Origin of the sequence: Photobacterium sp. J15 (assembly GCF_963870815.1) — a bacterium.
GTDB lineage: Bacteria > Pseudomonadota > Gammaproteobacteria > Enterobacterales > Vibrionaceae > Photobacterium > Photobacterium marinum.
Window position 1 is genome coordinate 140,173 of the sequence record NZ_CAWMUI010000002.1, and the last position, 18,564, is coordinate 158,736.

Annotated in this window: 15 protein-coding genes, 2 tRNA genes and 1 riboswitch; of the genes, 9 read left to right on the forward strand and 8 right to left on the reverse strand. The window is 44.3% G+C overall.

Translation table 11 applies throughout. The annotated features are described in order from the left end of the window. Positions 1 to 26 precede the first annotated feature (26 nt). Positions 27 to 2,615, reverse strand: a complete 2,589-nt coding sequence (locus tag AACQ93_RS17515; RefSeq protein ID WP_064607119.1) for a family 20 glycosylhydrolase — start codon at positions 2,613 to 2,615, stop codon at positions 27 to 29. Positions 2,616 to 2,924: 309 nt separating this feature from the next. Here AACQ93_RS17515 and AACQ93_RS17520 point away from each other — a divergent pair, with 309 nt between their 5' ends. Together AACQ93_RS17520 and dbpA are read left to right on the forward strand one after the other, a co-directional pair. Then, positions 2,925 to 3,155, forward strand: a complete 231-nt coding sequence (locus AACQ93_RS17520; RefSeq protein ID WP_198160179.1) for a hypothetical protein — start codon at positions 2,925 to 2,927, stop codon at positions 3,153 to 3,155. Positions 3,156 to 3,441: 286 nt separating this feature from the next. Further along, complete coding sequence (dbpA, locus tag AACQ93_RS17525) at positions 3,442 to 4,830, forward strand: ATP-dependent RNA helicase DbpA (protein ID WP_064607125.1); 1,389 nt, start codon at positions 3,442 to 3,444, stop codon at positions 4,828 to 4,830. A gap of 94 nt (positions 4,831 to 4,924) precedes the next feature. Here dbpA and AACQ93_RS17530 read toward each other — a convergent pair whose 3' ends face one another. After that, entirely contained in the window at positions 4,925 to 6,256 is a 1,332-nt protein-coding gene (locus tag AACQ93_RS17530) for an amino acid permease (protein ID WP_064607128.1), read from the reverse strand. A 439-nt stretch (positions 6,257 to 6,695) separates the two neighbouring features. On the opposite strand from AACQ93_RS17530, the gene AACQ93_RS17535 reads away from it, so the two are divergent. After that, entirely contained in the window at positions 6,696 to 7,205 is a 510-nt protein-coding gene (locus AACQ93_RS17535; protein ID WP_157097600.1) for a GNAT family N-acetyltransferase, read from the forward strand. Positions 7,206 to 7,250: 45 nt separating this feature from the next. On the opposite strand, the gene AACQ93_RS17540 is transcribed toward AACQ93_RS17535, so the two are convergent. From AACQ93_RS17540 to AACQ93_RS17550, 3 genes are all read right to left on the reverse strand, one after another. Then, the gene (locus AACQ93_RS17540) at positions 7,251 to 7,793 is read right to left on the reverse strand and encodes a redoxin family protein (protein ID WP_064607136.1); all 543 of its coding nucleotides are present in this window, start codon (positions 7,791 to 7,793) and stop codon (positions 7,251 to 7,253) included. Between the two features lie 9 nt (positions 7,794 to 7,802). Next, positions 7,803 to 8,084, reverse strand: a complete 282-nt coding sequence (locus AACQ93_RS17545; protein ID WP_064607139.1) for a hypothetical protein — start codon at positions 8,082 to 8,084, stop codon at positions 7,803 to 7,805. A gap of 143 nt (positions 8,085 to 8,227) precedes the next feature. After that, positions 8,228 to 8,548 carry a hypothetical protein gene (locus AACQ93_RS17550; protein WP_064607142.1) on the reverse strand — a complete coding sequence of 107 codons (321 nt, stop codon included), beginning with the start codon at positions 8,546 to 8,548 and terminating at the stop codon, positions 8,228 to 8,230. A 601-nt stretch (positions 8,549 to 9,149) separates the two neighbouring features. On the opposite strand from AACQ93_RS17550, the gene AACQ93_RS17555 reads away from it, so the two are divergent. From AACQ93_RS17555 to AACQ93_RS17575, 5 genes are all read left to right on the forward strand, one after another. Further along, positions 9,150 to 10,673 (forward strand): methyl-accepting chemotaxis protein, encoded by a 1,524-nt coding sequence (locus AACQ93_RS17555; RefSeq protein WP_064607145.1) that lies wholly within the window; start codon positions 9,150 to 9,152, stop codon positions 10,671 to 10,673. 38 nt (positions 10,674 to 10,711) lie between these two features. Then, positions 10,712 to 11,479: a substrate-binding periplasmic protein gene (locus AACQ93_RS17560; protein WP_232323353.1), complete on the forward strand. Its 768-nt coding sequence runs from the start codon at positions 10,712 to 10,714 to the stop codon at positions 11,477 to 11,479. A gap of 311 nt (positions 11,480 to 11,790) precedes the next feature. Beyond that, positions 11,791 to 13,263 (forward strand): C69 family dipeptidase, encoded by a 1,473-nt coding sequence (locus tag AACQ93_RS17565; RefSeq protein WP_064607148.1) that lies wholly within the window; start codon positions 11,791 to 11,793, stop codon positions 13,261 to 13,263. A 180-nt stretch (positions 13,264 to 13,443) separates the two neighbouring features. Next, positions 13,444 to 13,534, forward strand: a tRNA-Ser gene (locus AACQ93_RS17570). 41 nt (positions 13,535 to 13,575) lie between these two features. After that, positions 13,576 to 13,652, forward strand: a tRNA-Asp gene (locus AACQ93_RS17575). A 574-nt stretch (positions 13,653 to 14,226) separates the two neighbouring features. Here AACQ93_RS17575 and AACQ93_RS17580 read toward each other — a convergent pair. The 3 genes from AACQ93_RS17580 to AACQ93_RS17590 all read right to left on the reverse strand — a co-directional run bounded on the left by AACQ93_RS17580 (position 14,227) and on the right by AACQ93_RS17590 (position 17,120). After that, a complete protein-coding gene (locus tag AACQ93_RS17580) occupies positions 14,227 to 15,099 on the reverse strand; it encodes a LysR family transcriptional regulator (RefSeq protein ID WP_084419286.1) in 873 nt (290 codons plus the stop codon). Between the two features lie 620 nt (positions 15,100 to 15,719). Continuing rightward, the gene (locus AACQ93_RS17585) at positions 15,720 to 16,163 is read right to left on the reverse strand and encodes a phosphate-starvation-inducible PsiE family protein (RefSeq protein WP_064607155.1); all 444 of its coding nucleotides are present in this window, start codon (positions 16,161 to 16,163) and stop codon (positions 15,720 to 15,722) included. A 15-nt stretch (positions 16,164 to 16,178) separates the two neighbouring features. Next, complete coding sequence (locus AACQ93_RS17590; RefSeq protein ID WP_064607158.1) at positions 16,179 to 17,120, reverse strand: universal stress protein; 942 nt, start codon at positions 17,118 to 17,120, stop codon at positions 16,179 to 16,181. 146 nt (positions 17,121 to 17,266) lie between these two features. On the opposite strand from AACQ93_RS17590, the gene AACQ93_RS17595 reads away from it, so the two are divergent. Continuing rightward, positions 17,267 to 18,199 (forward strand): LysR family transcriptional regulator, encoded by a 933-nt coding sequence (locus AACQ93_RS17595; protein WP_064607161.1) that lies wholly within the window; start codon positions 17,267 to 17,269, stop codon positions 18,197 to 18,199. A gap of 88 nt (positions 18,200 to 18,287) precedes the next feature. Beyond that, positions 18,288 to 18,387: riboswitch (TPP riboswitch) on the forward strand. Positions 18,388 to 18,564 lie beyond the last annotated feature (177 nt).

Consider the following 18,564-nt stretch of genomic DNA (forward strand, 5'->3'; position numbering starts at 1 on the left):
TGTTTCTATCGTTCATTACAGGTGAATCAGTTCACACTTGCTGTGCGGCTGCTACGTTCGCCGGATACAGTGCGTACTTTAACCGGTGCAGCTACCGCTGGTGGGTTTGCCTGATCATACGCCTGCCAGCTTTGACCATTGTCGGTTGAATACTCGATAGCAAGGCCAGGGAATGGCGAGTTGGCTTTGAGCACACCTGCTTCGATGACAGCACCCGGAACCGGTAGGTTGAAGCTGATGCCATCGGTTTCCATATCCGGCAGGATTTGCTGGCCAAGCAGGTTAGCAAAGCGGTTGTAATCTGCATTACGTGCAGGTTCATCTGCTGCTACTTTGTTCTTGTCATGGGCTTCCCATGGTGCGGTATGCCATGCACGTTCTGCCAGTGCAATAGCGCGAGGGAACAGCATGCCCTCGAATTGCTCTTCTGTACGAATGGTTTCCGCCCAGATTGAACCTTGCAGACCCAGAACATTCTCTGGACGCTCAAGTGATTTCACACCGGCCTTAGCCAGTACTTCTTCTTTGGTGATTGGTACACCGGCACGGGTGAAGTCGGCGTTAGCGAACAGATCATCAGGCATAAAGCCGAATGACTTACGGGTATCGGTAAAGCGAGGTGCCCAGTAATAGCCGCGTTCTTCCGGATCCGGCTCGTACGGATGGTCGAAGTAGAAGTGGCTGGCCTGGTTATAAACAACGCCGTAGCCGTTGTTAGCCAGGTTGTAGGCGCGGTCGGCAACACCCCATTCCCAGATGTTTTGCCATGCGTTACCGGCTACTTGCTTGTTGACCATCTGGCTAGGTGGGTAAACCTTGTTATTGTGCATCAGGCCGTCTTCCCAGCCGCCCAGGTTCAGACCATGGTTGGCGGTGATTGTCGAAATGCGTTCGACAAAGTAGCGGCTGAGTTCTGAAACATCCGTCACGCCTTTGTTATTGTTGGCAATAAAGTCCTGACAGATAGGGGAGTCTTTCCAGGCTCCGGCAATTTCATCACCGCCGAAGTGGAAGGTTTTCAGTGGCTGGATATCCTGATGAAGGGCAACCAGTCCGGCAACAACGGTATCCACGAACTTGTAAGTTGATTCCATACAGACGTTCATTGCGTTGTCGTTGAACATCTGCACTGAATGGTATTCAGTCTTATCATTGAAATCAGTTAGCAGGTATTCGTTGGCTTTGGCAGCATCACCTTGCTTCATGAAGTTGTGGTAGCGGGCTTCCATTGACTTGATTGCGGCATGGGCGTGGCCCGGCATATCCAGTTCTGGGATGACTTCAATATTCAGATTCTTGGCGACGCGAAGAATTTCACGGTAATCCTCGGCTGAGAAGAAGCCGTTTGATTCAGCCGTACCATTTGGACCCGCGCCCAGGAACGGCAGCAGACATTTCTGCTCTGTGATGTCGTGACAGCGTTTTGAGCCTACTTCTGTCAGCTCAGGCAGATCTGCAATTTCGATACGCCAGCCTTCATCATCGGCAAGACGAAGATGTAGTTTATTTAGTTTCAATGTTGCCATTTGTTCCAGCAACTGAAGCATAGAATCTTTGCTGCGGAAGTTACGGATAGTATCGATAGACAGGCCGCGGTAATGGAAGCGAGGAGCATCGGTAACATTGGCTGATGGAATCGCCATACCATCTTTCAGTTGCAGCAAGGTTTGCGCGGCATAGAAGGCACCAGCCTGATCGACGGCTTTGATCTTGATGGTGCTGGTGGTTGTATTTACGTCAAGGTTATAAGCTTCTGCCCACTTTTGCTGGCCGTCAACCGTCACTGAGCCCCAGCCAATGTGGATAGTGTTCGATGTCGCAGGTGTCCAGTTTACTGTTTGCAGGCCTAGCTGTTTGGCCAAATATTCTGCCTGCTCCTGATAGCCGTTGTCGAAGGTAACAACCCAGTTATTATTTAGGGTGACAGTTTCTGTACCGACAGTTATCGCCGCTGGTGTTGGAACAACGCCGGCAAGGTTGTCGATTTTGTTTAGATCGGCGTTACGCTCATAGCGGTCTTTTGCTGTAAACGGGTCGTAATGATCAGCCAGTGCACTGCTGTTGTAGCGTTTCCATTGTTTGGCTGAAGTAAAGTCGCTGACGAAAGGTAATTCATCACCAGGTTTTACTGGTACTTTGCCGTTGATGGTGTTGCTGGTACTGGTGATGAGCGCGGTAATTTCCTGGCCTTTGTCTTCAGAAACAAGATACCAGTTTGGCATGATATCGGTTTTTGCAACCTGCCAGTCACCGGCATCAAACTCAAAGCTAAATGTCTCCCCCTGTTTCAGAGGTTGGAACTGCGAAGTTGGTTCGAGCTTGAAAATATCGCCGTTCACATGAGTAACTTTTAGTGCTGATGTGGCGACAGTTTTAAACATGCGGATATGACTGAAATAGATAGCCCAGCCAGAAGCCGGTAAGTCTGTCGCGCTGTTATTGGTCAGAGAGAGTGAACCTCGGAATGTGCGCCATTCATCCTGGGTGTTGTCCAGCACGCTGTAAGTGACATCAAGTCCGCTTCCGAGCTGGCTTAAATTTGCAGGTGTAATGGCATAAGCCTGTGAGCAGCATGCTGCCGCAAGTGCTATGGACAGCAGTGATTTTTTTATCATATTTCCCCCTTGTTTTACGTTGAAAACAAAGGGTATGTAAAAGAGTATTGGCGATAGAAATGTTATTAGCGATTACATCAAATTACATTCTTGTTTTTATTCCCAATTATCAAGTTATTGGTAACGGATAATTGCTGTTGACATGCTTTTGCGATCGACTGCGCATCAGCGTTTTTTGTATAAATCGTACTAATTTAGTTATTAAAAACACTAATTTGCTGTTCTTTTCATTCGTTGAGAAAATTTGAATTAAGAAAAGCATCTTATGACTTCATTAAGAGTGATGGGATATTAACAATGGAGTATGAGGTGAACGTAAAAGGATTATTGTTTGTTGCGATAGGTGTTTATTGGGTTATTGCAAATATCATTAAGCCGGATCTACTCCATAGCATGCGAGGAGCAAAAACTTTCATCAGTATTTTTGGTGAAGATGTGTACAGGCTATATACGTTTATTATTGCAATCGCGGCTATCGTTTATGGCCTTTTAGTGACAGCGAATATTATCAGCTTAAATTTTGAATTATTGAGCGCTTAACCTTTGTTAAATCGTGCTCTGTATCCTTTATAGCATGATTGCCTATCTCGATAATCACAGCAATCTGCAAAAAAACTTGAAGTGAAACAGAAACGGGAAGATCTGCGGTCTTCCCGTTTTTTGTTTCATTTATCGTCAAAGACTGGTAGTGTCGCTGCCCTTGCTGGTGTATTGGGTTGAGGTTAACGGGGAAAGGCCGGCTAGCCTCAGTGAGAACTGGTGCACCCTCCTTTGTTGCCGTGATAATTCGCCCGGCATCTTATCTGAACCAAATAGGATACTGACTGTGAGCCAGACTGACTTTTCGACCCTGGATTTGAAACCAGAGTTACTTAAAAACCTGTCGTCATTGGGTTATAACTCGATGACACCAATTCAGGCGCAGAGTCTGCCGCATATTCTGGCTGGTAAAGATGTGATTGCACAGGGTAAAACAGGCTCGGGCAAGACTGCTGCATTTGGTCTGGGTGTGTTGGATCTTCTTAATGTGAAGCGTTTTCGGATTCAGTCGCTGGTGCTTTGCCCGACGCGTGAACTGGCTGATCAGGTAGCGAAAGAAATCCGTAAGCTGGCTCGTACTATTCACAACATCAAGGTGCTGACACTTTGTGGTGGTATGCCGTTTGGACCGCAAATCGGTTCATTGGAGCATGGTGCACACATTATTGTCGGTACACCTGGACGGGTAGAAGAGCATGTCCGTAAAGGTTTCCTGAATCTTGATAACCTGAATCTGTTGGTATTGGATGAAGCTGACCGTATGCTGGAAATGGGCTTCCAGGACGCGCTGGATGCCATTATTGATGCTGCACCGAAGCGTCGCCAGACTTTACTGTTTAGTGCGACCTATCCGGCACAGATCAAGTCAATTGCCGAACGCATTATGTTTAAACCGGTGATGACGAAGGTGGAATCCACTCACGACAATAGCAGCATTCAACAGCACTTTTATAAGGTAGATAGTAACGATGATCGTTTGACGGCATTACGTCTGTTGCTGTCTCACCATCGCCCGGAATCAACAGTGGTTTTCTGTAATACCAAGCGAGAAACACAGGAAGTGGCTGATGAGCTGGAGCATTACGGTTTTAGTGCGATAGCGCTGCATGGCGATCTGGAACAACGTGAGCGTGACCAGACTTTAGTGCGTTTTGCCAACAAGAGTGCTTCTGTGCTGGTTGCAACCGATGTTGCTGCACGTGGTTTGGATATTGAATCTCTGGACGCGGTAGTGAACTACCATATGGCGCGAGATACAGAAGTCCATGTTCACCGTATTGGCCGAACTGGTCGTGCAGGTAGTAAAGGTGTGGCTTGCTCATTCTTCAGTGACAAAGAGCACTATAAGATTGCTCTGCTTGAAGACTACCTGGACAAAACCATCGAAGGCGAAGAACTACCACCGATGCATTTATTGGATCAGCCAACTCATCGTCCGGCAATGGTAACTTTGCAGATTGGTGGCGGTAAGAAGCAGAAAGTCCGTCCCGGTGACATTCTGGGAGCGCTAACCGGTGAAAACGGCATTGCCGGTAACCAGGTAGGTAAAATCAATGTCTTTGATTTCTGTGCTTATGTCGCGGTTAACCGTGATGTGGCTCGCCCTGCATTGAAAAAGCTAGAAAATGGCAAAATGAAAGGTCGTTCATTCCGCGTTCGTCAAATTCGCAGCTAATGGCCAAAAAATGATATTAAAAAACCCGCTTCGGTGAACCAAGCGGGTTTTTTGTTTTTGGGCTATTTAGCTGTCTGCTTAGCAGATGGCTTATTTACAGGAATGCCAGCAGTGGAGAGATACACAGCAGGATACCGGTAAAGATAATGATGTTGGTTGCCATGCCTTTGTATTTCGCCAGATGCGGAACCTTGTATACCAGGTAAGCCGGGATCAGACAGCCAACCAGACCGAAGACCGGGCTGCAGACAGAAGTGAACGACAAGATTGGCGCATTGATGGCAACGGCACCCCATGCCAGCAGAATGATGAACAGGGTGACTAGTTTGTTTACTAGCGTAACGTTGATTTGTGATTCTTTGTATTTACGCAGCAACACGTTCATCGCTAGGCCGCGGCAGGCTTCCTGAAAAGCCAGGAATACGCCGAAAAATGAAGTAACAACCGCGAAGATGTTGATTATGATACCTGTGATAGTTGCCCAACTGCCAGGGAAGTAGCTGGCGATAATTGCTAGTGCTGAGATGTTCTTGTGCATGGCTTCTGTTGCTTGCTCTTGGCTGATTGCCAGAGTGAAAGAAACAGCAAAGAAAAACACGATAAAAAATAGCAGGAAGAAAGCAATCTTCATTGCTCGGGTTGCTTTATAACGTGCTACTTCGATGGACTTTTCATGCGAACGGTATGAAATCACCATCGGACTCAGAGACTGGATGAACAAAATTGAAGTCAGGGTGAACGGCAGGGTGATGATGGCATCTTTGATCATCGGGCCGATGTCGCCGACTGCCGGAATGTTAGCAAGATCCCAGCGGGCAACAAGCAGGATACCCATCACGGCAACTAGTGATAAAACAGTAATTGCCATAAAACCGGACAGTTTAAATAGCAGCTTTTCACCTTTGGAACCGATAAAAGCCAACGCACAGATCAGGGCAAGACCATAGAATACGTTGTCATTCAGATGACCTTCGGTAACACCGTAGGTATGCAGGTATGACGCGCTGTCGTTAGTCACGGCAAGCGAGTAAACCAAAACCCAGATCACCAGCATGATGAAGTAAAGCACACCTAATAGGATCCCCCAGTTTTTGCCGAGGTAACCTGAAATAATACCTGGGTAGTCAGTACATTTCTTGGATTCTGCCAAGGTGTTAATGAACAGCTTTTGGAACATGTACATTGCCGGGTAGCCGATAACGGAAGACAAAAGGAATACCCAAAGTCCCATTACGCCCACCTGTACCGGAAGGAAAACGATCCCCGCACCGATGGCCATACCGATGCTCATCACGATCCAGCCGATATCGACGCTGTCGAACTTGATCGCTTCTTTCCATTCCTGTTCTGTCATGTCTGCTTTGCCATGCAAAGCGGGTTGATAGCTTGTTTGTGCTGATTGTTCAGCATTTAGTAAATCGGCCATTATGATTCTCCAGCCATAAATCGATGTAGGGTCATATTTCTTATTTTTTTAGCGATAACACCCGAATTGATGTGATTGTTTGCCGTTGCTGTTCTATGAAATCAGCATGCATTTTTTTTCACTTTTTTCTGATGCTTATCGATAGCATACGCTCGTCAAAGGAGAAAAAATTTCCCTCAGATAGAAATATGACGCTCGAATTAGAAAATATTTCTCTCAAAATGGCTGACGCATAAAAGGATTTTATCTTTTTTGATTTAAATCGTGTCCGCCACAGATGGTGAGCCATAAGAGCATGATTTAGTTCAAAAATCCAGTCAAAAAATGAACAATTGGAACAGGTTGGGTGAGTTTTAAATCAAGAGAAAAATCACAAAAAGATCATTTAGATTTTGGTTTCTTATATTCCATCTAATGCATTAGTCTTGTTGAGTGTGGTTTGGGTTTAATTTATGGAGGGAATATGTTGGAGCTTAGGAAAGCAACAGAAAGTGACTATGAGATATTGTGCGGGCTATCAGTAACTGAATCTCAGGCTGAGTTTGTGCTGCCTGTATCTGATACCTGGACAGAGAAAAAAGCAGAAGAAGATTTTTATGTTATTTGTCTGAAGGAAACAGATGCAGAAGAGCTGGTGATTGGTTTCTTTCTTATTGATCGTAGTTTTGCTAATCATCAGACATTCCGGACTTATGGTGATTTAGGGTTACGATCTTTTTTTATCGATAAAGCTCATCAGGGAAAGGGGTATGGTAAAGAAGCGTGCCTTCAGCTTGGTCCTTTTGTGAAAGACAACTATCCACAAAGTGAAAAACTAGTGCTAACAGTAAATGTGAGAAACCCCAAAGCCAGAGCTTTGTATTTAGCTTGTGACTTTGTCGATACACAGCAACTTTATCTAGGCGGTCCAGTGGGGCCTCAGCATATTTTGTCTTTGTCAGTTAAATAAAAGCGTGGGATGTCCCGTTTGAATAGGGCGGGAACACTTTCGTTTTTACACTGTAAACTCGGCTTGGACATTAGGTTGTAACGAGAGCGCTTTAATCGCTTCACGAAAGCCGTTTAGCTTATCGTCATGGAGTAAGTTGTCATGGGGGAACTTACGACTATAGATAATGGTTCCTTCTGTATTAAGACAGATCACCGCTGGTGCTGACATTCCCTTTAAAGCTCCGGTATTAATTTGGAGTCCATAGTTTTCAGTGAAAACCGGATCCCGGAAGAAGCTGGCGGTATGAATATAGTCGAGCCCTTCCTTTTGACAGAATTGCTCAATGGCGAAAGGTAGATCGGCTGAAAGGCACAAGCAGTGGATATGCTTGTTCCTGCCAGCTAGCAGATTCAAATCGCGTAGTGATTGTGCCCATTCGGCAATATGAATAGAAGGAATAATGTTGAGCAGTATATTTTTTCCTTCTAAATCGGAAAGGGATATATCGGTGTTACTGTTGTCCGCAAGGATAAAGCATGGAGCCTGAGTTCCTGCATTAGGAAATTTACAGGCGTGGCCATCAACTTTGTGCGATGCAATAGACATACAATCCTCTTAAAAGCTCGGGCTGTGGTTTACGTATTGCTTAATTTCGAAGTTCAGCGCTTTGAGAAAGAGTTGATATTCCCTTGTTCCTTGCAATGCATTCATTAGGATTATTGAAGGCGATTTATAGGCTGATAACAAGGCGTGTTCATAGTTGATATCATGGCGTTTGCCGCACATTAAAACGGCAGCAATGCAGAATTTAACAATGTCATCGTTGATATTTAGTTTGAGCTTTTCGCAAAGCGACAGCATTTTTTTTAACGGAGCAGATTGGTTCGTTAATGACATTTAAACCTCATGATATCTCTGTTAAGCGCTGGAACTGAAGATGATGAGTTGCTTTGGCGCTATGATTTGCTTCCTGCTGACTGATTTTCTTCTTCTCTTTTGATAACCATCACGCGCCATTTTTTATGTTTTCTGATAGAAAATCAGAACATGTATTTTGACACTTTCGTGCTGATGCCATAATCAGCTTTAGTTTCAGGCTGGCATGTGAATGGCATTACCTGCAGGCTTTCACCATCCACTTTTGTAACTAGCTCACCACCACCGATAAAGGTGATTTTATAACCAGTTGTGATCGCCTGACTCATACCATGTACATCGAAGTATTCTTCAAGGGTTGTGAAATCAGCAACCTGGTGATTCTGACATCCGTCGTTAAAGAAGAATGTATTGAATTGTTGCTTTGGTGTTTTCTGTAGCGTGTTGCAGATCAGGTTCATTGAATCAACATTGAAGATGATCATTATTATTCCTTATTGTTAACGTGGCCGGTTGATTTTGTGAAAGATATCACGGTTTTTGTGTAATCTGGTCTAACCATTTCATTTATTTATGACAAGAAATTACAACTTATTTATACCGCCGTGAATATATTGCTGATTTTAAGAACTTTTTTGTCTCAAAATTGGTATGTAAATTTTTTTCTAAATGTGAATTTTTAAACGCTTAAAAAAACATGCATTTTCAAGGGAAGTTATGTGTTTTTGTCTTGAAAGCAAGTCATGAGTGCCTTTCTAACAACTCTTAAAGCTGAAAACACGTAAAGGGGGAATTGAATTAGAGATGAGAGAGCATGCTTAAATGCGCAGTTGTGTGAATATCGATCATGGTCTCATATTAAATGATTTCATCGGTTTCCTTCCTTGATGCTTTCTTTTTTTAGTCCACCATTAATATGTAACAATGTGCACTGTGTGGTTATTGTGAAATAGGAATAAAAACGTAAGGTTCTTTATGGATGAGGATCTTAGTTGTACGGGCGGCTGCCATTTGCTCATTTCAAGTTTTGTCGTATCTCTGACATGAGCAGGCTGTAGCGAATAATAAATTCAATACAGGTGTCCTATGAACGTCAAGAGTATTCAATTAAGGATCATTGCCCCTTTTGTCCTTGTGGTGGCAGGCTTTTTAGCGGGCTTTGGCTGGATGAGCTATAACGAAACGCGTTCACAGCTTTTTCAGCAACTTCAGGTTAGAACTGAGAACAGCCTTCAACGGTTACAGCTGAGCTTGCCGGAATCGGTATGGAATTTTGATCTCGAATTTCTGGCTGAAAGTGTTGATTTAGAGATGAATGCCGATTTTATGGCGGCCATTGCTGTAAAGAGTGATGGTGAACTTATGTTGTTCAGAGCGAAGTCACCAGATGGCAGTATTGTCGATGTTAGCGCGGCACCATCCTCAAACTCGTATAGTCTTCAGTCATTACTGCATTATGACGATGGCAACGGTCAGCAATCTGTTGGTGAAGTAACAATTTATATTGATGACAGTTTGGTTCATAACAAACTGCAACAGTTTCTTCGTGAACTAGCGATCGAGATTGTATTGCTGGAAATTGCAATTACAGCGTTGATGATACTGCTGGTTAATCATGTCGTGCTGTCTCCTCTTCGTAAAAACATTCAAACGACAGTGGAAATCACAAAAAGTGGGGATTTTCGACAACGGCTTAATACTGACTCCGGTGATGAAATCAGCCTGGTTGGGGAAGGGATCAACAACTTCATCTGTCGATTGCAACAAATCATTGGTCAGGTATCGCGACTCTCTGAGTCGGTGTTAAGCAGTGTGAGTGCTACGGTATCGGTAAGTCATGAAACAAATGATGATCTCCATAAACAAATGGATGGTATCCACACTATTGCGGAAGCCATCATGCAAATGAGCCAGGCGAATGAAAAAGTCGCGCAGGGGGCAATATCTACCTCTGATTCGGCTGATCAGGTGCAGAAACTAGCGGAACACAGTTGCCAAGTGGTTAATCAAGCGGTCAAGAACATTGAAGCGTTGGCAGAAAAAGTTCAGCGAACAACCGAGGTACTTCAGGAGCTGGCCGAAGACGGTGAGCAAATCGGCACTGTGACAGTGGTGATTAAAGATATTGCCGACAAAACTAATCTTTTGGCTTTGAATGCTGCTATTGAGGCAGCTCGGGCCGGGGAGCAGGGGAGAGGTTTTGCTGTTGTGGCTGAAGAGGTGCGCTCATTGGCAATGCGAACTCAGGATTCGACAGACGAAATCACTCAAATCATCGAGCGGCTACAAAACGGTTCTAAGGATGCAGTAAATGTGATGGTAGAAGCATTGGAACATGTTCAGCTGGTTGTTGATGAAGCATCTGATGCAGAGACATCGATCAGTAGAATTACGCCGGCAATCTGCACGGTATCTCGAATGAGCAGTGAGACTGCTAGCGCCTCAGAAGAGCAGAGCTATGCGGTGAAAGAGATCAATCAAATAGTTGAAACTATTTTGCAGTTGAGCCGGGAAACGGTGGATCGCGCGGTTAATACTGAGCAGCTCAGTCATGATTCAGCGCAGCTGGCAACAGAACTTCAACAGCAAATTGCCCACTTCAAGGTATGAGACTTGTTTTTAGCCTGATTCATGAGAAGGGATTAACAATGAATATGATAGAAGAGTTCAAACATAAACTGATATTGGCGGTATCGGTATTCGCTTTGGGACTTTCTTCCCTGAGCACTGTTGCCGCAGAGTATCCTGCTGACGTTAATTTAGTAAGTGAGGCGTGGGAAGATGCCACTCTAGAGGATGGCAGTGGTCTTTACTGGGATATTATGCGGCTTGTTTATGAACCCCTGGGTATCCGGGTTAATTACAGCACAACCTCTTACGCGCGAAGCATTTCTTTGGTGAAGCAAGAAAAAGCGGATGCCTGGCTTGGCGCATATTCTGATGAAGTTGGTGGTGTGTTGTATCCTCAATGGCATTTTGATGCAGATCTGGTTTCGGCTCTTTATAAGAAAAATGATGCTCTGAACTGGCAGGGGGAACAAAGTCTTGCCGGGAAAAATGTGGGCTGGATTAAGGGCTACGGCTATAACGACTATATGGATACCAAGTTTAAAAACAAGGAATACAAGTCAAGAAAACAGGCGATTAAGTTGCTTGAGGCAGGACGTCTGGATTTCTTTCTGGACGCCAAGGAAGAACTTGAAGAAGAGGTTGAAAAAGGCTATTTCAATGCGGCTGATTATGAAATTAAACCGATCATGCAGCTTAATTTGTACATGGCATTCAGTAACAATGAGCGCGGACGTCAGCTAAAAGACATCTTTGACGAACGTTTCCCTCAATTGCTTAAGTCGGGTGAAATCCAACAACTTTATAATAAGTGGGATTGGGAAACCTTCCCGTTTAACGAGCAGTAAAACTATATCCGTCCATACCTGCTACTTTGCCGATATGGACGTTTTCAACTCAGCTTTTCTTACCACTCAATTTCTAAATCAAATCTCTCCTGAAGCAACCTGCAATCGAGAATAAACATCGAAGCGATCATGTTATTGATTATTCCAAAAATCCCAATTTCAGTAGCGTGATCGGCTAAACAACAAACAATCAGATAGAAATATAGACTGCGATAGCGTTAGTTATTGACATAATTAGCATAAATAAGTAATTAATGCATTTATTGTGAATTGTTATTCACTTGGATTTTTCCCGAATATGGAGATTTACGATGAACAAAATGTCTTTGACTCTTGTCTCTGCTGCAATTCTGTCTGCACTCAGCATGAGTGCTAATGCGTGTACTGGCCTGATTGTGGGTAAAGGCGCTTCCGTTGACGGCAGTATCATGATTGCCCGTAACGAAGATTTCGGTGTTAATAACTGGAATAAACACCTTGCGTTTCGTCCGGCACAGAAAAATGAAGCTGGTGACTGGAAGCTGGGGAATGGCCTGGTTGTTCCAATGCCGGAGCAATTTTATGCATATTCTGCAATTCCGGACTGGGATGCGAATACGGTAGATAGCCATGGCAAGTTTTATGAAGAGCGTGGTATCAACGAATACAATGTTGCGATTTCTGCTACCACCAGTGCGGAAGTAAATGACAAAGCTCAGAAAGCCGATCCATTGGTAGAAAATGGAGTGATTGAAGCGGTGATCCCGACGTTGATCCTACCTCAGGTGAAAACAGCTAAGGAAGGGGTTGCGCTGCTGGGCAAATATGTTGAGCAGTATGGTGCTGGTGAAGGTAATAGCCTTTATATTGCTGATGTGAACGAAGCATGGTTGGTGGAAATCGGTTCAGGTCATCACTGGATTGCAGTGAAAGTGCCGGATGACAGCTACGCAATGATTGCAAATGGCTTGCGCGTTCATGGCGTTAATCTAAGCAGCAAAGATGTGATGCATTCAAAAGGTTTGATGGCGTTTGTTAAAGAGCATCAGTTGCTGGATAAACCAAATGCGAAGTCATTTAATTTTGCTAAAGCCTTTGGTGTGACAGGGGATCTCTATAACACTGACCGTGAGTGGTTGGGGCAGAAGATGCTGACATCATCTGAAAAACAGGCAACCCGCCAAGATCAGTATCCGCTGTTTATGAAACCGGATCAGAAGATTTCAGTCAATGACGTAGCTGAAGTGTTGAGTGCGACTTATAAGGGTACAGAGCTTGAAGCGAAAGCCAAACGTCCGATTCGTGTTGATCGCCAGCTTGAATCCCACATTATTCAGCTTCGTAAAGAAATGCCGTTTGAGCTTCAGGGCCTGATCTGGCAGAGCTTCGGTGTATTGCCTGAATCGGTTTTAGTGCCAATCTACTCTAGTCTGCAGGAGTATCCAACGCCTTATCAGACAGGTAGCGATACGTACACCGATCAGTCGGCTTACTGGCAGTTCCGCAGCCTGACAGCACTGGCATCAGCAAACCCTGATAAGTACCTGCCAATGCTGAAAGAAACATGGGATAAGGAAGAATCAAAACTGTACAAGCAGGTCAGCAATTTGGATATGACGCTGAAGTCACTTTATAAGTCAGACAAGCAGGCTGCGCTTAACATGGCTTCTGATTATTCATACGGCCAGCTGCAGCGTACATTATCTATGGCGACAGAAATTCGCTATAAGATGATGACAGACCTGACTAAGAGCACAGAAAAGAAATACTCTGAAGAAGAGTTCAAAAAAATCATGAGCCTGTAAAGGTTATCTGATTAGAAAAAAAGCCCCCGAAACATCATTGCTCGGGGGCTTTTCTATTAATTTTGGGGGCTTTTGACTGAGGAATGATCGGGTACAGTCTTTTGGGCACAAAAGATGAGCAGTTAGTAATTTTGAGGGTTTACAGCATTTAAATAGCCCAGTATTATTAGCAGCACTTACGGAGAGATGGCTGAGTGGTTGAAAGCACCGGTCTTGAAAACCGGCATACGTTTGTAGCGTATCTAGGGTTCAAATCCCTATCTCTCCGCCACATTCTAGAAGTTGGGCGAAAGCCGGGCTTCAAACAGAATTGGAGCGGTAGTTCAGTTGGTTAGAATACCGGCCTGTCACGCCGGGGGTCGCGGGTTCGAGTCCCGTCCGCTCCGCCACTGATTAGAGCCCCTGTCGAAAGACAGGGGCTTTTTTGTATGTGGTTTCCGCTCCCGAGAGTCCTACGTTCTCTTGGTCGCGGCACTGGCCGTGCGCGTTGAGTCCCGTCCGCTCTGCCACTGATTAGAGCCCCTGTCGAAAGACAGGGGCTTTTTCGTATGTGGTTTCCGCTCCCGAGAGTCCTACGTTCTCTTGGTCGCGGCACTGGCCGTGCTCGTTGAGTCCCATCCGCTCCGCCACTGATTAGAGCCCCTGTCGAAAGGCAGGGGCTTTTTCGTATGTGGTTTCCGCTCCCGAGAGTCCTACGTTCTCTTGGTCGCGGCACTGGCCGTGCGCGTTGAGTCCCGTCCGCTCCGCCACTGATTAGAGCCCCTGTCGAAAGACAGGGGCTTTTTCGTATGTGGTTTCCGCTCCCGAGAGTCCTACGTTCTCTTGGTCGCGGCACTGGCCGTGCGCGTTGAGTCCCGTCCGCTCCGCCACTGATTAAGGCCCTGTCGAAAGACAGGGCTTTTTCGTATGCATTTAATCTGTGTTCGCCTTTTGGGCGAATGAGCTCCTCTTCTTCTAATTTGCTTATTGATTCAGGTATTTCTTTAGCTCGTCTTTTAAGTAAGCCGATATTTTAGATAGCTTTTCAGGTAGTGGTGTCTGATATGGGTAGGTGATGTATAAATCGACTTCTTTGCCACGGTGTTCAGGCAGGATTTGAAATAACTTATCATGCATAGTGGCGGAAAGGATATATGAAGGAATCAATCCAACACCCAGGCCATTTTTGATAAAAGATAATTGAGTTGCGGTTTCATTGACAAAAATGGTGTCTTTGAAACTATTAACGTTCAATAATTCATTTTCAACTTTTAGGTTAAAGCTTGGTGTACACGGAAAAGAGTTTACAACTAGAGTTAATTCATTGATTTGTCTGTTTTTATCTTCTTTGTTTGATGAGACAAAAACCGTGCGATAAGAGCCAACCTTATGAGCAACTAATTTTTCGTCGACTGCTCCAATTCGGATTCCGAGATCAATTTTCTTATCTAGTAAAGGTTCGACATTATTACTGACAACAATTTCAAAGCTTACTTTGGGAAATTGCTTATTTAATCCTGAAAGCACTTCTGAAAAAATCGATGTCGCGATTGATGTCGGAATCGTAATGCAGAAACGTCCGCTGATACCGCTTGATAACGAACTTGCTTTATAGTCCAGTTGTTGGGAAGCATTGAGTAATGAAATTGCGTCACTTTTAAGTGCTAATCCATTTTCAGTTAATGTCAGGCTTCGGGTTGTACGATAAACAAGAGTTGTACCGATGCGCTTTTCCAGGTTTGCCAGTTGGCGGCTGACATGGGCTTTTGATTTTTTCAGTTCCTGAGCTGTTTCTGTAATAGACAATGTTTTACATATAAAAGCAAAGGTAAGTAGTTCATTATAGGTATCAAGCACTTGAATTGTTCCCTCTCAGTAACAATGTGTTCAGTGAAAACCATTTGGGTTATCAATGATTAATAATATATAAATTAATTACGGTTAATCAATATCTCAATCATTGAGTTTAAATTAAAAGCTAACTGAGTGATGAGAGCGTTTCATTGGAAGCTTTACCAGATGAAAAAGTCACACATTAAAGCAAGGTTGATGACATTAATAAAACTATATATTGATATTGTCTCGTCTAAGAAAATATACCGGGAGGATAAGTGATGTCAAGAATGCTAGCTGTAGTGAAATTCTTATTTATACCGTTTGAAAAGAGGGTGAAAAATAAAAGAAGAGTTGTTTGCTCAGAAGAGTTTTCGGAATTCCTTAAAAAGGATCTTGGCCTTTATTAATGTTCGATGGTGTTACTCTTTTAATCAGAGGTAGTTATCTGTTATAACCATGAATATTTAATCAATCTTAATTTCTAACTGATTAGATAGTTTTAAGGCGTTAAAGCTTTGAATTAAGTCGTAGTTTCTATGGGTTGAAAAACTTTTGATTCAAAAATAAAAAGCCTGATGATTCCATAATCAGGCTTTATTTATGGTTGCGACCGGTTTTTTGAATTCTGATTATTTATGTCATTACTCCTCTATATGATTTTTTCTCGGTAGTTGGTGAATGAGCCAGTAACCTATGCTCATACTCAGTACTACAACTCCGACTGCGATAATGTACATGGCATCGGCAGTATCAGCATCAATGATGATAACTTTCCGAGCTATCGCCATGAGTGCTGTTGCCATGACAATTTTGACATGGATGACATTTTCCCTGAGGTAAATCGTGATGTTAATGACAATTTCAATGGCTATTAGCACCGCCATGAAAGCGCCGAAAGTCGCCAGCATATCTGAGATGGTCAGAATATACAGAGGTGGCGTGATTAACTTTTGATAGAGCGTCCATGCCACATCAATCACCCCCATCACAATAACCAATACCATCAGAATCGACAGTGCTCTTACGGACCAGTGAATCACGATTTCCAGCTTTTTTGAGAAGGTGTCATTTTCATCTATCTTCATAGTTTCTCTCCGGTGTTAGCTTAAAACCGGCGAGCTAAAATCATCGGGCTTAATGGTAACAACAGAACATTTCAGGGCATCAAGCATATACTCAGCGGAATTACCCATCAGTAACCCGGCGATACCGGTGCGCGACAGGCTGCCTAGTACAACCAAATCTATGTCTTCCTGTTTCACAAATTGGGGAATAATTTGCTTGGGATCCCCCTCCAGCATTCGTATGTTGATTGGCGTGCCTGAGGCCTCATAAGGTGCAATTAATGATTTCAGCCGATCTGCACGGTCTTGCCTTAACTGTTTGGCTACCAGTGCTATATCCAGGTCTGTGTAACTATTCCATTTCCGGAGGTATCCCTCAGTTTCAAGTCGCCATGCATGGCAGGGGAGGAGCTCCGCCTGGCAAATGGCACTGAATTCATGAGCGATACTGATGATTTTTTCATTAAAGTCAGCACTGGATGAGGTCGTGACATCTATTGCAGCAACGACACGCTCGATGCTTTTGCTTTGCTGTTTTTCGTGTACCGACCAGATGGGAATGTTGGATTTACGCATTAGGTGACGAGTGGTACTGCCCCACTGGCATGTCGTTGTTTTGTCGTGGTGATGGGTATCAATAATGATGAGTTCGGTCTGGTTTTCGTTAGCCGCTTTGATTATTTCAATGAAGGGGATGCCTATTCGGATTAGCGTTGAGAACGTAATTTTCGGGTACTGTTTTTTTAGCTCATGAGTGTGGGCGTTTAGCTGATGGTAGAAAGCCCGGGTTGTTTTATCCAATAGATCCAGGGTGGTAATGGAATAGTTTGCCAGCTCTTTAAGTTCGGCTAAATCCTCGATAACAGTGAGCAGCGTCAGGCTAGCATCGTAGTTATTGGCAAACTCCAGTGCCTGATGAAAAGAAGGACCGAGATCTTGTTCCGGTAATACTGGAACTAATATGCGTCTGAAAGTCATAATTCCTCCTGCTTGGATAGCGAGCCGGTGGTCGCGGAGCTGTGGTGACAGACCTAATGTGACGCAATTGAATGTTAAAATATAATTAATAATTAACATGGTTTGCATAGATTAGAATCTATATATCTGTCATCGCCGGAGGTGGTATGCCTCAGCATTTACGCAACAGATTCAATGTTATTAAGCCATTACGGGTGTTTTTAACTGTCTATGAACTCGGCTCTGTGACTAAAGCAGCTGAGGTGTTGAACCTCACCCAGCCAACGATTTCTATTCAGCTCAAGCAGTTGATGGAGCTGTTGGGCGTTCGGTTATACAAACAGGTTGGACGAAAACTGGTGTTTACTGAGGCCGCCGCGGTTGTTGCCCGACATGGTGAGGCGTTATTTGAGTTGCTGGATCGATTGGAGATATCGCTGGCTGCGCTTAATGAGCTTAAAGCCGGAACGTTGCGTATCGCAGTTGTTACTTCCGCCAAATATTTTATACCGCATTTAGTGGGGATGTTTTGCCAGCGTTACCCTTTGATTGATATTGAACTTAAAGTCGGTAACCGGGAGAAAATCCGGCAAAGATATCTTCAGGAAAAAGACGACATATATCTGTTCAGTCTTCTCTCTGATGAAATGGAAAAGTTGGCGATCAGCTTTCTGCCCAACCCTTTATACGCCATTGCACACCGCTGCCATCCCCTCTCTGCCATGAAGAAAATACAGCCATTTGAGCTGTGCGAATATCCGTTTATTAGCCGAGAGCCCGGCTCGGGCACACGGTATGCGATTGATCGCCATTTTGAGCAGTTAAATCTTGCGCTAAAACCAAGAATGGTTATTGAGAGTAATGAAGCGATTAAGCACTGTGTGCTTGCCGATTTGGGGATCTCGATCTTGTCTGAGTATGCCTTAAAGCCCGAGGTTGGTGATGAGTTAGTGGCTTTACCTGTAGAAGGGTTTCCGATTATGACTCGCTGGCATTTGGTTCGCTCTCCCAATCGGGTACAGACAGCTCTCAGCGATGCTTTTGTGGAGTTTATTACCGACCAGGGGGAAGGTTTGCTGCATGATATTGTTTTGCCATGATTGCTTGTTCGGTTTTGAGTGTGTACTGATAGGCATTATAAGCTTTGGTTTTATCTATTGTTCTTTCAATAAAACTTGTTATTATCCGGACAGATAGTCGGGGTGCCGAAAGGCTGAGATCGCACGTTGCGAGACCCGTTGAACCTGATTCAGTTAATACTGGCGTAGGGAACTATGTGTCTTGCTAATGATTGTTTGATTTATACCTCTTAACATCTTTGGCTCGGGCAGGATCCTGTGCGTCAGTCCCAGGAGCCCGATATGCCAAATCCAGTCACAGCATTCATATCTGTCGCTTCCTTCAGGTTCTCCCTATTAGCCTCCGGAATTTAGCCACCGGAATTAATAACTGCAATTTCTGAGGG

Bases quoted from the DNA above. Each gene is read 5' to 3' on its own strand.
- AACQ93_RS17515 (WP_064607119.1), bottom strand. From the start codon at position 2,615: ATGATAAAAAAATCACTGCTGTCCATAGCACTTGCGGCAGCATGCTGC.
- AACQ93_RS17530 (WP_064607128.1), bottom strand. From the start codon at position 6,256: ATGGCCGATTTACTAAATGCTGAACAATCAGCACAAACAAGCTATCAA.
- AACQ93_RS17540 (WP_064607136.1), bottom strand. From the start codon at position 7,793: ATGTCTATTGCATCGCACAAAGTTGATGGCCACGCCTGTAAATTTCCT.
- AACQ93_RS17545 (WP_064607139.1), bottom strand. From the start codon at position 8,084: ATGTCATTAACGAACCAATCTGCTCCGTTAAAAAAAATGCTGTCGCTT.
- AACQ93_RS17550 (WP_064607142.1), bottom strand. From the start codon at position 8,548: ATGATCATCTTCAATGTTGATTCAATGAACCTGATCTGCAACACGCTA.
- AACQ93_RS17555 (WP_064607145.1), top strand. From the start codon at position 9,150: ATGAACGTCAAGAGTATTCAATTAAGGATCATTGCCCCTTTTGTCCTT.
- AACQ93_RS17560 (WP_232323353.1), top strand. From the start codon at position 10,712: ATGAATATGATAGAAGAGTTCAAACATAAACTGATATTGGCGGTATCG.
- AACQ93_RS17565 (WP_064607148.1), top strand. From the start codon at position 11,791: ATGAACAAAATGTCTTTGACTCTTGTCTCTGCTGCAATTCTGTCTGCA.
- AACQ93_RS17585 (WP_064607155.1), bottom strand. From the start codon at position 16,163: ATGAAGATAGATGAAAATGACACCTTCTCAAAAAAGCTGGAAATCGTG.
- AACQ93_RS17590 (WP_064607158.1), bottom strand. From the start codon at position 17,120: ATGACTTTCAGACGCATATTAGTTCCAGTATTACCGGAACAAGATCTC.
- AACQ93_RS17595 (WP_064607161.1), top strand. From the start codon at position 17,267: ATGCCTCAGCATTTACGCAACAGATTCAATGTTATTAAGCCATTACGG.